The organism is Halolamina pelagica, assembly GCF_001307315.1.
GTDB lineage: Archaea > Halobacteriota > Halobacteria > Halobacteriales > Haloferacaceae > Halolamina > Halolamina pelagica_B.
The window spans coordinates 2,060,307-2,073,317 of sequence record NZ_LGUC01000001.1; the positions used below are offsets into that span (position 1 = coordinate 2,060,307).

11 protein-coding genes and 2 pseudogenes are annotated in these 13,011 nt (G+C 70.0%); 8 read left to right on the plus strand and 5 right to left on the minus strand.

Annotated elements, in window-relative coordinates:
- Nucleotides 1–30 precede the first annotated feature (30 nt).
- The 3 genes from SY89_RS10690 to purM are packed head-to-tail and all read left to right on the plus strand — an operon-like array spanning nt 31 to nt 3,430.
- Nucleotides 31–1,701 (plus strand): TraB/GumN family protein, encoded by a 1,671-nt coding sequence (locus SY89_RS10690; RefSeq protein ID WP_054584207.1) that lies wholly within the window; start codon nt 31–33, stop codon nt 1,699–1,701.
- A complete protein-coding gene (locus SY89_RS10695) occupies nt 1,698–2,390 on the plus strand; it encodes a zinc metalloprotease (RefSeq protein ID WP_239685598.1) in 693 nt (230 codons plus the stop codon). Before SY89_RS10690 ends, SY89_RS10695 begins: the two co-directional genes overlap by 4 nt.
- 59 nt (nt 2,391–2,449) lie before the next feature.
- Nucleotides 2,450–3,430, plus strand: a complete 981-nt coding sequence (gene purM, locus SY89_RS10700; protein ID WP_054584208.1) for a phosphoribosylformylglycinamidine cyclo-ligase — start codon at nt 2,450–2,452, stop codon at nt 3,428–3,430.
- A gap of 37 nt (nt 3,431–3,467) precedes the next feature.
- On the opposite strand, the gene SY89_RS10705 is transcribed toward purM, so the two are convergent.
- From SY89_RS10705 to SY89_RS10720, 4 genes and pseudogenes are all read right to left on the minus strand, one after another.
- On the minus strand, nt 3,468–4,007 hold the full coding sequence (locus SY89_RS10705) for a CBS domain-containing protein (RefSeq protein ID WP_054584209.1): 540 nt from the start codon (nt 4,005–4,007) through the stop codon (nt 3,468–3,470).
- A gap of 144 nt (nt 4,008–4,151) precedes the next feature.
- A complete protein-coding gene (locus SY89_RS10710; protein WP_054584210.1) occupies nt 4,152–4,520 on the minus strand; it encodes a DUF555 domain-containing protein in 369 nt (122 codons plus the stop codon).
- 73 nt (nt 4,521–4,593) lie between these two features.
- Entirely contained in the window at nt 4,594–5,022 is a 429-nt protein-coding gene (locus SY89_RS10715; protein WP_054584211.1) for a GtrA family protein, read from the minus strand.
- Nucleotides 5,023–6,481: pseudogene (locus SY89_RS10720) on the minus strand (sulfatase).
- Nucleotides 6,482–6,730: 249 nt separating this feature from the next.
- Here SY89_RS10720 and carB point away from each other — a divergent pair.
- The 3 genes from carB to SY89_RS19665 are packed head-to-tail and all read left to right on the plus strand — an operon-like array spanning nt 6,731 to nt 10,067.
- Nucleotides 6,731–9,247 carry a carbamoyl-phosphate synthase large subunit gene (gene carB / locus SY89_RS10725; RefSeq protein WP_394325740.1) on the plus strand — a complete coding sequence of 839 codons (2,517 nt, stop codon included), beginning with the start codon at nt 6,731–6,733 and terminating at the stop codon, nt 9,245–9,247.
- The gene (locus tag SY89_RS19660) at nt 9,202–9,342 is read left to right on the plus strand and encodes a hypothetical protein (RefSeq protein ID WP_394325753.1); all 141 of its coding nucleotides are present in this window, start codon (nt 9,202–9,204) and stop codon (nt 9,340–9,342) included. The genes carB and SY89_RS19660 overlap by 46 nt, the downstream gene beginning before the upstream one ends.
- A 26-nt stretch (nt 9,343–9,368) precedes the next feature.
- On the plus strand, nt 9,369–10,067 hold the full coding sequence (locus SY89_RS19665) for an ATP-binding protein (RefSeq protein WP_394325752.1): 699 nt from the start codon (nt 9,369–9,371) through the stop codon (nt 10,065–10,067).
- Between the two features lie 17 nt (nt 10,068–10,084).
- On the opposite strand, the gene SY89_RS10730 is transcribed toward SY89_RS19665, so the two are convergent.
- Entirely contained in the window at nt 10,085–10,906 is an 822-nt protein-coding gene (locus tag SY89_RS10730; RefSeq protein ID WP_054584212.1) for an NAD(+)/NADH kinase, read from the minus strand.
- 123 nt (nt 10,907–11,029) lie between these two features.
- On the opposite strand from SY89_RS10730, the gene SY89_RS10735 reads away from it, so the two are divergent.
- Nucleotides 11,030–12,337 (plus strand): KaiC domain-containing protein, encoded by a 1,308-nt coding sequence (locus tag SY89_RS10735; RefSeq protein ID WP_054584213.1) that lies wholly within the window; start codon nt 11,030–11,032, stop codon nt 12,335–12,337.
- Nucleotides 12,338–12,439: 102 nt separating this feature from the next.
- Nucleotides 12,440–12,873: pseudogene (locus tag SY89_RS10740) on the plus strand (DUF2391 domain-containing protein).
- Nucleotides 12,874–13,011 lie beyond the last annotated feature (138 nt).

The window sequence follows — 13,011 nt, forward strand, 5'->3', positions numbered from 1 at the left end:
TAAAGGCCCGGCAGCGCCGAACCGTGCTCAATGAGTGAGTCGGAGGGGAGCGTGCAGGTCGTGGGGACCGCGCACGTCTCCGCCGAGAGCGTCCGGGAGGTCGAGGAGACCATCGAGACGGAGCGTCCGGACGCCGTCGCCGTCGAGTTGGACGAGGGGCGCTACAACCAGATGCGCGGCGGGGAGCCCGAGGATCTCTCCGCTGGCGACCTGCTCGAGGGCAACACCGTCTTCCAGTTCCTCGCGTACTGGATGCTCTCGTACGTGCAGGCGCGGCTGGGCGACCGCTTCGACATCCAGCCCGGTGCAGAGATGCTCGCAGCCGTCGAGACGGCGGAGGACCTCGGCATCGAGGTCGCGCTGGTCGACCGGGACATCCAGGAGACGATCCGGCGGTTCTGGTCGCGGATGGGCTTGTTCGAGAAGCTCCAGGTCGTCGGATCGCTCGCGTTCGGCGTCACCGACCCGCGGATCGCCGGCGTCGTGTTCGGGCTGTTGGTCGGGGTCGTCCTGGGCCCGCTGCTGGGCGTTTTCGGCGGCGCCGTCGGAATTACGGAGTCGCTGCTGGTCGGGCTCACCGGGAGCGCGCTGGTGGGCCTGCTTTCGGCGTACGTGCTCGCGGAGGTCTCGTTCCGCACGCTCGAGGACGACGCGCTGGCGCTCGCGGTCGCCGGCGGCGGCGGGTTCGCCGTCGGTACCCTCGCCGGCGTCGGCCTCGGGCTGACCGACGCGCTGGTCACGGGGTACCTCGGCGACTTCGTGATCAGCGCCGTGGGGTCGATGACGCTGGGGCTCGCCGCGGGGCTGGCCGTCGGCGTCGCCGTCGCGGGCGCGATGAGCCTCCTCGGCGAGGGCGGCGAGCCGGCCGACGAGGAGATGGAGGAGCTACTCGACCCGGACGACCTCACCGACACCGACGTGGTGACGGCGATGATGGAGGAGTTCCGGCAGTTCTCCCCCGGCGGTGCCGAGGCGCTGATCGACGAGCGCGACGCGTTCATCGCGCACAACCTGCTCGAGCTGCGCGCCCAGGGGAAGGATGTGGTCGCGATCGTCGGCGCCGGCCACCGCGCGGGAATCGAGGAGTACCTCGCCCACCCCGAGCGACTGCCGCCGCGGGAGTCGCTCACGGGACAACGGGAGCGCCTCCTACCGTGGGGGAAGATCGCGGCCGTCGCCATCACCGGCGCGTTCGTCGCGTTCTTCGTGCTGCTGGCGATGGCGGGCGTCGAGGACCGGTTCCTGCTGGAGCTGTTCGCGGCGTGGTTCGTCGTCAACGGCGTGTTCGCGGCGGGGCTGGCCCGACTGGTCGGCGCCCACTGGCCGTCGGCGCTGGTCGGCGGCTCGGTCGCGTGGCTCACCTCGGTGAACCCGCTGCTCGCGCCCGGCTGGTTCGCCGGCTACGTCGAACTCCGGTACACCACCGTGAACGTCGGCGACATCGAGACGCTGAACGCGATGCTCGACGACCAGGAGACGCCGCTGCTGGAGCTGATCGACCGGATGTTCGACGTGCCGCTGTTCAAGCTCATCATGATCGTCGCGCTGACCAACGTCGGGAGCTTCGTCGCCTCGTTCCTGTTCGCGCTGTACGTCCTGCCGCCGTTCTTCGGCGACATCGGCGGCGTGGGCGCGGTGCCACAGCTCCTGATCGATGGCGCACAGAACAGCGCCCGAACCATCTGGGGGTGGCTCGCGTGAGCACACCCGGTGGCGGCCGTGGCGGAGCGGGCGGCGGCCGGTTCGAGCCCGACCCCTCGCTGCGGTTCTCGGCCCAGGAGATTCAGGACCTGCTGATCGCGTGGCTCGCCCTCGGCGTCGCGTTCGCGATCTTCTTCGCCGGCGGCGGGCAGCGAGCGATCGCTCTCGTGACGGGGAGTCCAACGGCGTTCGCGGTCGCGCTGGTCGTCTCGCTGCTGACCGCCGGCGTGGGGTTCCTCCTCCACGAACTCGGGCACAAGGTGATGGCGGTTCGGTACGGCAACGTCGCCGCGTTCCGCGCTGAGTACAACATGCTGTTTCTGGCGATCATGAGCGCGTTCCTCGGGTTCATCTTCGCGGCGCCGGGCGCGGTCCACCACCGCGGCCGGCTGACCGAGCGCCAGCACGGGCTGATCGCGCTCGCCGGCCCCGCCGTCAATCTGGTGCTCGCGGTCGTGTTCGTGCCGCTCTGGATCGCCGGGGGCGTCGCCGGCATCGGCCTCCTGGAGCTGCTGGGCGGTCGCGGGCTCGCGGTGAACCTGTTCCTCGCGGCGTTCAACATGATCCCGATCGGCGCGCTCGACGGGAAGACCGTGGTCGGCTGGAGCAAGACGGTCTGGCTCGGCGTCGCCCTGCCGAGCATCGCGGTGACGGTGTACGTGGTGTTCGTGCTGGGCGTCGGCTTCTGACCGGTTCGCGTGCGCGGCGGAGCGGAGGACTTTTGCGCGGCCCTCCCGCCGCTTCAGCCATGACCGAGGAGGAGGGGCTGACGTACTCGGACGCAGGGGTCGATATCGCCGACAGCGAGGCCGCCACGGCCGCGCTCGTGGGCGCCGCGGGCGCCGCGGGCGAGGGCACCGACAGCGACTACGCGGGACTGCTGGATATCGGCGACCGCTACCTCGCGCTGGCGACCGACGGCGTCGGGACGAAACTGCTCGTCGCCGAGGCGATGGCCGACTACTCCACCGTCGGCATCGACTGCATCGCGATGAACGCCAACGACCTCGTCGCCGCGGGCGTGCGCCCCGTCGCGTTCGTCGACTACCTCGCGGTCGACGAGCCCGACGAGACGTTCGCCGAGCAGATCGGCGAGGGGCTCGCCGCGGGCGCCGACGCCGCGGATCTCGAACTCGTCGGCGGCGAGACGGCGGTGATGCCGGAGGTCGTGAAGGGGCTCGACCTCGCGGGCACCTGCGCGGGGCTGGCCCGGAAGGACGCGGTGTTCGAGGGAAGCGCCGAACCTGGCGACGCGCTCGTCGGCTGGGCGTCCTCCGGGATCCACTCCAACGGCCTCACCCTCGCGCGCGAAGCCGTCACCCGGGAGTACCAGTACACCGACCCCTACCCCGGCGAGCGCTACGACGCCGTCGGCGACGCGCTGCTGGAGCCGACCCGGCTGTACACGGACCTGCTGGACCCCATGCGCGAGCACGGCGTCCGCGCCGCCGCGCACGTGACCGGCGGCGGCTGGACCAACCTCGAACGGCTGGGCGACTTCCACTACGAGATCGACGACCCGTGGCCGGCCCAGCCGGTGTTCGACTTCGTCCAGGACCTCGGCGACGTGAGCGACGAGGAGATGCACCGGACGTTCAACATGGGCACCGGCTTCGTCGCGGCGCTGGATCCGGACGTGGCCGAATCGCTGGCGGAAGCGACGGGAGGGCGCGTGATCGGCCACGTCGAGGCGGGCGAGGGCGTGGCGATTCGCGGGCTGGAACTGTAGCGCGCTCGAAGCGCTGTTTCTCGCGGCGATCGCCGCGCTAGGAGAGGTGGCTTGCGATGTCGGCTTCCGTGATGATCCCCACCGCCTCGCCGCCGTCGGTGACGATCACGGCCTTGTAGTGGTCGAGCAGGTTCCGGACCTCGTCGACGGTCGCGTCGGCGCCGACGGTCGGGAACGACTCGCTCATCACCTCGGCGACGGGCAGGTCGCCGACGTTCTCGCCGGCGTGGACCACGTCGGACTGGGAGATCGAGCCCACGGGGACGCCGTTCTGGATCACCGGCAGCTGTGAGTACGCCTCCTCGTCCATCAGCTCCACGGCGTCGGTGACCGAGTCGTCCGGCCCGACGTTGACGACGTCCTCGTGCATCAGGTCCACCGCGCGGACGACCTCGCCCTCGGCCTCGTCGAGCGCTTCGACGATGCGCCGGAGCGTCGAGAGCCGCGGGTCCACGTCGTCGTTCTCGACGCGGGCGATCAGCGGCTGGGACACGTCCGCCCGCTCCGCCAGCGCGGACTGGGTCAGCCCGACCGCGTTCCGCCGCTCGCGTAGGTCCTCGGGTGTCGGCAGCTCCATGCGGGGGAATAACTACGGGTAATTTGAAAGCGTTTCGGAAGAACACTCGGCAGCGAGCGCGCAGTTTTCGGCGCCACACGACCACGGCGAGGCGCTCCGAGACTGCGCGACGGGACGCGCAGGCGGTCGCCAGCCGTGGCCGGCTTACTCCGCGGCCTGTTCGTCGTCCGCTTCGGTCTCGATCGTCTGGATGACTTCGAGGGGCACGTCACGGAGCGCGCCACCGACCTCGCTTTTGGCGATGCGGGTGGCGTGCTCCTCGTTCTCGGCGTTGAAGATGTCGATCTCCAGGACGAGGCCCACCAGCGCGGTGCCGGCGGCGATGAACGCGGAGTCGAACGGCTCGCCACAGGCCGGGCAGTCGGTCAGGCCGACCTCGACGTCGACGTACTCCTTGTCCGCCTCGTTGAGTCGGCGGCCCGACTCCGAGACGGCGACGCCGATGGCGTCGTCGATATCTTCGACGTCTCGCACGAGCCACGCAGCCTCCATCACGACGTGATAGTTGCTCATACTGGGACGAGTAGCCTGCGGACGTTAACTCCAGCGAAGCGCGACGAGGAGTTGCTGGCGGCTCGACCGACTCTCAGGTCCGTCCCCACGTCCACTTCGCGTCGAAGAAGTAGCGGTAGACGCCGCTGATGAGGATCCCGGCCGCGTTCGCCAGCAGGTACTGAATCCCCAGCCAGTCGACCAGCGCGTACAGCACCGCCAACTGGATCGGAATGGCCGTCCCGCGCACGACGTTCGTCTTCACCAGCCCGGTGAGGTACTCCGACCAGCCGGTGTTCTGCATCGCCGCGAACGTCCAGGCGTTGTTGAGCACGTACGTCATGACGATCGTGATCTCGATCGCGACGGTCGCGCCCAGGAGGTAGTTCACGCCGCCGGAGTCGACGAACAGCCAGAGCAGCAGCATCTGCACGCCGGCCGTCGTCGCGCCGACGATGACGTAGCGCCTGAGTCGAACGGCGAGCGGGCCGCTCAGGAGGCTGCGGAGAAACGAGCGAATCATCTAGCGGTAACCCAGCGCCTCGAGTCGGTTCTCCAGGTCCGCGTCGACGCCGTCCTCCTCGGGCCCGGCCGCGGTGTCCGCCTCGGCGGCGGCACGCAGCAGGTCGGCGTGGGCGTCGACGATGGGAGCGAACTCGGCCATCACGTCCGCCTGCTCGGGGTCGGATCCGTCGCCAGATTCGTCTGCTGGGTCGGGTCGTCGGGACGGTGGTAGAGCTCGGTCGCCTCGGCATCGCCGGCGTCGTCGGCCGTGACGTTCTCGACGTAGGTCCAGTCGCGGCCCCGGACGCTCACCAACAGGTCGCCGTCGTCGAGCGATCGCGGGATGGGCTGGCTGGTCACCTCCTCACCGCGGACCGTCACGGAGACGACGGGCTCGTCCGCCGGCTCCTCGCCGTCGAGCACGCTCGGGGCGACGCTCGACCCGGTCCAGGCCGCCGGCACGTCGACGCCGAGCAGGTCGGTCACGGTCGGGGGAATCGCGTCGAGGCCGACCTGCCCCTCGATCCGCGCGCCGTCGGCGCCGGGGACGTCGACGATCAGGGGACGTTGATCAGTTCGTCGTACAGCTTGGGGTAGTGTGCGAGGTGACCGTGCTCCTGGAACTCCTCGCCGTGGTCGCCGGCGACGACGACCGCCGTCTCGTCGTCGACGCCCGCGGCCTCCAGGGAGTCGAGCACGCGGCCGACGCTGGCGTCGACCTGTCGGACCACCGCCTGGTACAGCGTGCGGAGATCCCGCAGCGTCCGGTCGCCGACGTTCCAACCCAGCCCAGTCCGCGTGTGGGCGTGGATCATCCGGTGGGTGCCGAGCAGGCCGTCGGACACTTCGCGGATGTACCGCGGCGCCGGGACGTAGGGCGTGTGGGCGTCCATGTAGTGGATCCAGAGGAAGAACGGCTCCTCCGTGTCCTCGATGAAGTCGGTCGCGGCGTGTTCCACGTCGAACATCCGCGAGGTGTCCAGGAACGGACGCTCGTCGGTGCCGCCGCGGAGCCACGAGCCGAACCGCCGCACGGGCGAGGTGGCCAACTGGAGCCACGCCTCGACGGTCGGGTGGGTGGCGAGATACTTGCTGTAGATGCTCGACCCCACGCTGGCGACGAACGGTTCGAACTCGTCGAAGCCGTCGTCGTACCCCCAGTGGGAGGTGAGAAAGCCGTTGGCGGCGTTGAACCCCGCCGTGGCGAACCCCGCCGCCGAGAGCGCCTCCGCGAGCGTCGTCGCGTCCTCGACGCCGATACGCCCGTTGTCGGCGAACACGGGCCGCGAGGACAGGATCGACGGGAACGAGAAGGGTGTCCAGTTGCCGGTAGCGAACGCGCGGTCGAACGTCGTCCCCCGGTCGGCCAGGTCGTCGAGCACGGGCGTGTGGCGGTCGTCGTCGTAGGCGCCGAGCGCGTCGGCACGGAGCGAGTCGACCGTGACGAGGACGACGTTCGAGAGGTCGGTGTCGGTCATGATGGGTCCCCGACTGCGAACGGGTACTGTCGATTCCCGCTGACAGACGGGAACGACGCGTCGGACGGGTATATACGTACTACGCGACGGCCCGGGGCTAAAAGTACCACTATCCCGCGGTCGCGTTCGGCCGCCGAGTTACACACGTGAGTGGAGGATCCGGACCGGTGGTTACGAAATTCGTAAACCTGCTTCGGAACTCGTAGCTATTCGCCGAGCTTATTACGATACGCGTATTCCGATGGGGTAATGACGGATACCGGCAGTGACGACGGAGCGACGAACGCCCCGGAACCAGTCACAGACGGCGGCGACACGGGCGCCGACCGGACGATCCTGCTGATCGGGAGCGGCCCGATCCAGATCGGGCAGGCCGCGGAGTTCGACTACTCCGGCGCGCAGGCCTGCCGCGCGCTGCAGGAGGAGGGCGCCGAAGTGGTGCTCGTCAACTCAAACCCGGCGACGATCATGACCGACCCCGAGACGGCCGACCGGGTGTACGTCGAGCCGATCACGCCTGACGCCATCGCCGAGGTGATCCGGAAGGAGAACCCGGACGGCGTCATCGCCGGCTTGGGCGGCCAGACCGGGCTGAACGTCACCGCCGAACTCGCCGAACAGGGCGTCCTCGAGGAGCACGACGTGGAGATCATGGGGACGCCGCTGGACACGATCTACGCCACCGAGGACCGCGATCTGTTCCGCAAGCGGATGGAGGATCTGGGCCAGCCCGTTCCGAAATCGACGACGATCACCCTCGACGAGGACGAGTCGGCGACGGAGCTCGACGAGGCCGCCCTGCGTGAGCGCGTCGAGGCTGGCGTCGAGGCCGTCGGTGGCCTCCCGGTGATCGCCCGCACGACGTACACGCTGGGTGGCTCAGGATCCGGCGTCGTCGGCGAGATGGACGAACTGCTCGAGCGCACGCGCAAGGGACTGCGCCTCTCACGTAACGACGAGGTGCTCCTCACCGAGTCGATCTCGGGCTGGGTCGAACTCGAGTACGAGGTGATGCGCGACGCCGGCGACTCCTGCATCATCATCTGCAACATGGAGAACCTCGACCCGATGGGGATCCACACCGGCGAGTCGACGGTCGTCACGCCCTCGCAGGTGATCCCCGACGACGGCCACCAGGAGATGCGCGACGCGGCGCTCGAAGTGATCCGCGATCTGGGGATTCAGGGCGGCTGTAACATCCAGTTCGCCTGGCGCGACGACGGCACGCCCGGCGGCGAGTACCGCGTCGTCGAAGTGAACCCCCGCGTCTCCCGCTCCTCGGCGCTGGCGTCGAAGGCGACGGGCTACCCGATCGCCCGCGTCACCGCGAAGGTCGCGCTGGGCAAGCGCCTCCACGAGATCGACAACGAGATCACCGGCGAGACGACCGCCGCCTTCGAGCCCGCGATCGACTACGTCGTCACCAAGGTGCCGCGCTGGCCCCTCGATAAGTTCCCCGAGACCGACTTCACGCTCTCGACGGCGATGAAGTCGACCGGGGAGGCGATGTCGATCGGCCGCACGTTCGAGGAGAGCCTGCTGAAGGCGCTCCGGAGCTCCGAGTACGACCCGGCGGTCGACTGGACCGCGGTCGACGACGACGAACTCGCGGAGTCGTACCTCGTCAGGCCGAGCCCCGATCGCCCCTACGCGATGCTCGAGGCGTTCGTCCGCGGCTTCTCCGTCGAGGAGGTCGCCGATCTCACCGGGATCGAGGACTGGTACGTCGAGCGCTTCAAGCACGTCGCCGACGCGGCGATCGAGGCGGCCGACGGCGACTACACTGCGGCCGCCGAGGTGGGGTTCACCGACAACGAGATCGCCGCCATCGCCGGCGGCGAGTTCCCGGACACGCACGCGTCCTGGCTGCCGGCCTCCGAGCCGGCCGTCGCCGACGGCGCGCCGGCAGCCGCTGACGGGGGCGAGACGGTGCCGGCGACGCCCCAAGAGATCGCGAGCGAGACGCCGGATCGCTCGTTCAAGCAGGTCGACACCTGCGCGGGCGAGTTCGCGGCGTCGACGCCGTACTACTACTCCGCGCGCCGCCCCGAACTGTTCGACGATCCGGGCGCGGCGAGCGAACTGCAGATCGACACCGACGTCGAGAGCGTCGTGGTCGTCGGCGGCGGCCCGATCCGCATCGGGCAGGGCGTCGAGTTCGACTACTGTGCGGTGCACGCGGTCCGTGCGCTGGAGGAACTGGGCATCGACGCCCACGTGGTGAACAACAACCCCGAGACGGTGTCGACGGACTACGACACCTCCGACGGGCTGTTCTTCGAGCCGATCACGGCCGAGGAGATCGCCGACGCGATCGAGGCGACCGACGCCGACGGCGTGATGGTCCAGTTCGGTGGGCAGACCTCCGTCGACGTGGGCGAGCCGCTGGAGGCGGAGCTCGACCGCCGCGGGCTCGACTGTGAGATCCTCGGCACCGGCGTCGACGCGATGGACCTCGCGGAGGACCGCGACCGCTTCAACCGCCTGCTGGCCGAGCGCGGGATCGAGCAGCCGGCCGGCGGCTCGGCGACCAGCGAGGCCGAGGCGCTCGATCTCGCCCACGAGATCGGCTACCCCGTGCTCGTCCGCCCCTCCTACGTGCTCGGCGGGCGCGCGATGGAGGTCGTCCACAGCGACGACGAGCTCTGTGAGTACGTCGAGGAGGCCGTCCGCGTCTCCCCGAGAAACCGATCCTGGTCGACTCGTTCCTCGAGGACGCCGTGGAGCTGGACGTCGACGCCGTCAGCGACGGCGAGGACGTGCTGATCGGCGGCGTGATGGAACACGTCGAGAGCGCGGGCGTCCACTCGGGCGACTCCGCCTGCGTGATCCCCCGCGCTCGCTCGACGACGAGACGCTGACCCGCGTCCGCGAGGTCGTCGAGGAGATCGCCGAGTCGCTCTCGACGGTCGGCCTGCTGAACGTCCAGCTGGCGGTGCAGGAGGGCGACGACGGGCCGACCGTCTACGTGCTCGAAGCGAACCCGCGCTCCTCGCGCACCGTCCCGTTCGTCTCGAAGGCGACGGGCGTCCCGATCGCCAAGCTCGCCGCCCGCGCGATGGCCGGCGAGTCGCTGGCCGAGATCGACGCCGCCGAGCAGATCCCCGAACAGCCGAGCGTGAAGGAGGTCGTGCTGCCGTTCGACCGCCTGCCGGACTCGGACCCGCGTCTCGGCCCGGAGATGAAGTCCACCGGCGAAGTGATGGGCACCGCCGACAGCTTCGGCGCGGCCTACGGGAAGGCACAGATCGCCGCCGACAACGAGATCCCCGAGTCCGGCACGCTCGCGGTCGACGGCGACTGGCCCGCGGCCGTGATCGACGAGTTCACGGAGTATCTCGACGCGATCGACCCCGACGACCTCGACGCGGCGCTCAAGGAGGGCCGCGTCGACTTCCTGCTGTCGACGGAGCGAGACAGCCTCAGGACGGCCGTCGACGAGGAGATCCCCTACCTCTCGACGGAGGCGTCGGCCCGCGCGGCGCTCGCAGCGCTCGAAGCCGGCGCGGAGGCCGACGGCTCGTTGGCGGGCGTCGACGTGGCCGCGCTCTCTGATCGCCCGACGCGCGAGGAGAACTGGGGCTGAACGCGCGGCGCTGCTCGCTACTCGAGCTTGTTGAGCGCCTCGAAGAACTCCGTGTCCGGTCCGGCCAGCCGGATCGGCGTGTCGGCGGTCCGGATCGTCACCGTCGTCGGCGGCTCCGGGCTCCGTGTCACGCGGCCATCGACGATCACGTGCGCCTCCGGTGCGCCCGCGAGTCGAACCGTTATCTCGCTATCGAGTCCCACCGCGAGCGGCGGCATCCCCGACTCGGCACACATCTCGTTCAGGACCACCGCCTCGGCCTCGGGATGAACCAGCGGCCCGCCCTCCGAGAGGTTGTACGCGGTCGACCCCGTCGGCGTCGCCGCGAGGACGCCGTCGGCCCGGCCGGAGGAGAACAGCGAGCCGTCGACTCGGGTCTCGAGGTCGATCCCGCCGGCTGGGCCACGCTGGGCACCCTGCAGCACGATCTCGTTCACGGCGGCGGGGCTCACCCAGTCGTCGCCCTCGGCGACCAGCCGGGGCGCCTCCCGAACCGTGAGCTCCCCGGCGCGGAGCGCCTCGACCTCGTTCAGCACGGCCTCGACCGCCTCCTCCGGCCCGATCGCGTTGAGGAAGCCCACCTCACCCAGATTGATGCCGACGATCGGCGTGTCGCCGACGCCGCGGGCCGCGAACAGGAACGTCCCGTCGCCGCCGATCGCGACGACGAGATCACACGCGTCCATCGCCGACACCGGATGGCCCGACTGCTCGTGCGCCTCGGCCGTGGCTTCGTCCAGCCACACCTCCACATCGGCGTTCTGGAGACGGTCACGGATGTCCGCCGCCAGGAACGACGCCCGCCTGTTGCCTCGCCTCGCGACGATACCGACCAGCATGGGTCGCGGTTCCAACCCCGCCGTCAAAAGCGCGCGGATACGCCACGCCACGGACAACCTTCATTTGCGGGCGCGCCGAGTGTTCGATAATGACCGGCCGCCTCGGGGGGTGGACACGCCCACATGAGCGACGACGAGGAGGAAGACTGGTTCGAGCGCGCGATGCGCGAGGCCGAGACGGCGTCCGAGGAGGAGTCGGACGACGAGAGCCCGTCGGACGCAACCGACGAGGGGCCGACCGACGACGGGGCAGCGACCGAAGCGCCGGACGGCGACGAGGGGCCGACCGACGACGGGGCAGCGACCGAAGCGCCGGACGGCGACGAGGGGCCGACCGACGACGGGGCAGCGACCGAAGCGCCGGACGGCGACGAGGCGCCGGACGACGAACCGCCGGAGGAGAGCTCGGTGTCGGGCCCCTTCGGCGAGAGCGGCGAGAGCGGTGCGGGGCCCGAAAGCGACCCGTTCGACGGCGACAGTCGGGGCGGAGGGATCGGCACGGAGTCCGATCCATTCGGCGGCGTCGCCGGCAGCCGCGAGCGGACGGACCAGACAGACCCGTTCGGTGATGCCCCCGGGTTCGGCGAGGAGGCCGGAGCTGCCGAGCAGGGAACCGACGACGCGTCGGGCGGATTCGGCGGCGGTGGGTTCGGCGGCGACGACGGCGGGTTCGGCGACAGCAGCGACTTCGGCGGCGGGCAGGAGTCGTTCGAGGACGCCGAGCTCGACTCCGACATCGATCGCATCAACGTCGGCATCGAGGGGCTGGACGAGATGATCCTCGGCGGCGTCCCCCAGCGCTCGCTGATGGTGGCAATCAGTTCCGCCGGGACCGGGAAGACCACGTTCGGCCTCCAGTTCCTGACCGAGGCGCTCGAGGACGAAGGGCGGGGGATCTACATCACGCTGGAGGAGTCCCGAGAGGCGATCCTCTCGACTGCCGAGGAGAAGGGCTGGCCGTTCCGCCAGTGGCGCGACGAGGGCCGCCTCGCCATCGTCTCGATGGACCCGATCGAGATGGCGAACTCGCTGTCGTCGATCCGGAACGACATCTCGCGGCTGGTCGAGGAGTTCAACGCCGACCGACTCGTGCTCGACTCGGTGTCGCTGCTGGAGATGATGTACGACCACCCGGCCCAGCGCCGATCGGAGGTGTTCGACTTCGCGCGCTCGCTCAAGCGGGCGGGCGTGACGACGATGCTCACCTCAGAGGCCAGCAGCGACGACGCCTACACCTCGCGGTACGGGATCATCGAGTACCTCGTCGACGCGGTGTTCATCCTCCAGTACGTGCGCCCCTCGGACTTCCGGGAGACCCGACTCGCCGTCGAGATCCAGAAGATCCGGGACGCGAACCACTCCCGCGAGACGAAGCCCTACGAGATCACCAACGAGGGGATCTCGGTGTACCGGCAGGCGAACATCTTCTGACCGTCCGGGTCGCCGTCTACCGGGTGACTCGGTCGGCGCCGGCGGTGATCGTCGACCCTCGAAAGCCGTCGGAGTAAAGGCGCCGGACGGCGTCGCGGAACTATGACCAGTTTCGCGCGGCGGCTGTTTCGGCGGCTGTTCAACCGCCAGTTCCGGCCGGCCGACGTGGCCCAGCAGATCGTCGGCGGCTTCCTGCTCGCGGGGCCGTTCGTCGTGACCGAGGAGGTCTGGGTGCTGGCGGGAGTGATGGGCCCCGCTCAGTGGGCGGTGACGGTGACGATGGTGTTCGCCATCGGCTGGGGGCACTCTACCGCGCCGACAGCGACCGCGATGCCGACGACGAGACGGAGGTCGCCGGCATCCCGTATCGGTTCCTGACGCTGATGGTGGTTTCCTTCGGCTCGGTGCTCGCGCTGGCGTTCAGTTTCGCCGCGCCGGAGGCGTTCGGCGCGGACAGCTACCAGACCGCCAAGGCGGTGAGCATCGGCGCCGTCTTCGCGGTCGTCGGGGCCGCCACCGCCGACAGCGTGTTCTAACCGTCGACGGCGCGTGACCGCTCGCGGCCTCCGTGCCGCGAGCACGGAACTCGATGCCGTCGACGTGTGAGAACCACCGCCGGCGCGTGACCTGCCGCGCGCTCCGTCGGGCGACGCCGACCGACCGCGTCGCGGCGT

Excerpts from the sequence above, each read along its gene's own strand:
- carB (WP_394325740.1), top strand. The coding sequence starts at position 6,731 with ATGACGGATACCGGCAGTGACGACGGAGCGACGAACGCCCCGGAACCA.
- SY89_RS10735 (WP_054584213.1), top strand. The coding sequence starts at position 11,030 with ATGAGCGACGACGAGGAGGAAGACTGGTTCGAGCGCGCGATGCGCGAG.
- SY89_RS10715 (WP_054584211.1), bottom strand. The coding sequence starts at position 5,022 with ATGATTCGCTCGTTTCTCCGCAGCCTCCTGAGCGGCCCGCTCGCCGTT.
- SY89_RS10730 (WP_054584212.1), bottom strand. The coding sequence starts at position 10,906 with ATGCTGGTCGGTATCGTCGCGAGGCGAGGCAACAGGCGGGCGTCGTTC.
- SY89_RS10690 (WP_054584207.1), top strand. The coding sequence starts at position 31 with ATGAGTGAGTCGGAGGGGAGCGTGCAGGTCGTGGGGACCGCGCACGTC.
- SY89_RS10710 (WP_054584210.1), bottom strand. The coding sequence starts at position 4,520 with ATGAGCAACTATCACGTCGTGATGGAGGCTGCGTGGCTCGTGCGAGAC.
- purM (WP_054584208.1), top strand. The coding sequence starts at position 2,450 with ATGACCGAGGAGGAGGGGCTGACGTACTCGGACGCAGGGGTCGATATC.
- SY89_RS10705 (WP_054584209.1), bottom strand. The coding sequence starts at position 4,007 with ATGGAGCTGCCGACACCCGAGGACCTACGCGAGCGGCGGAACGCGGTC.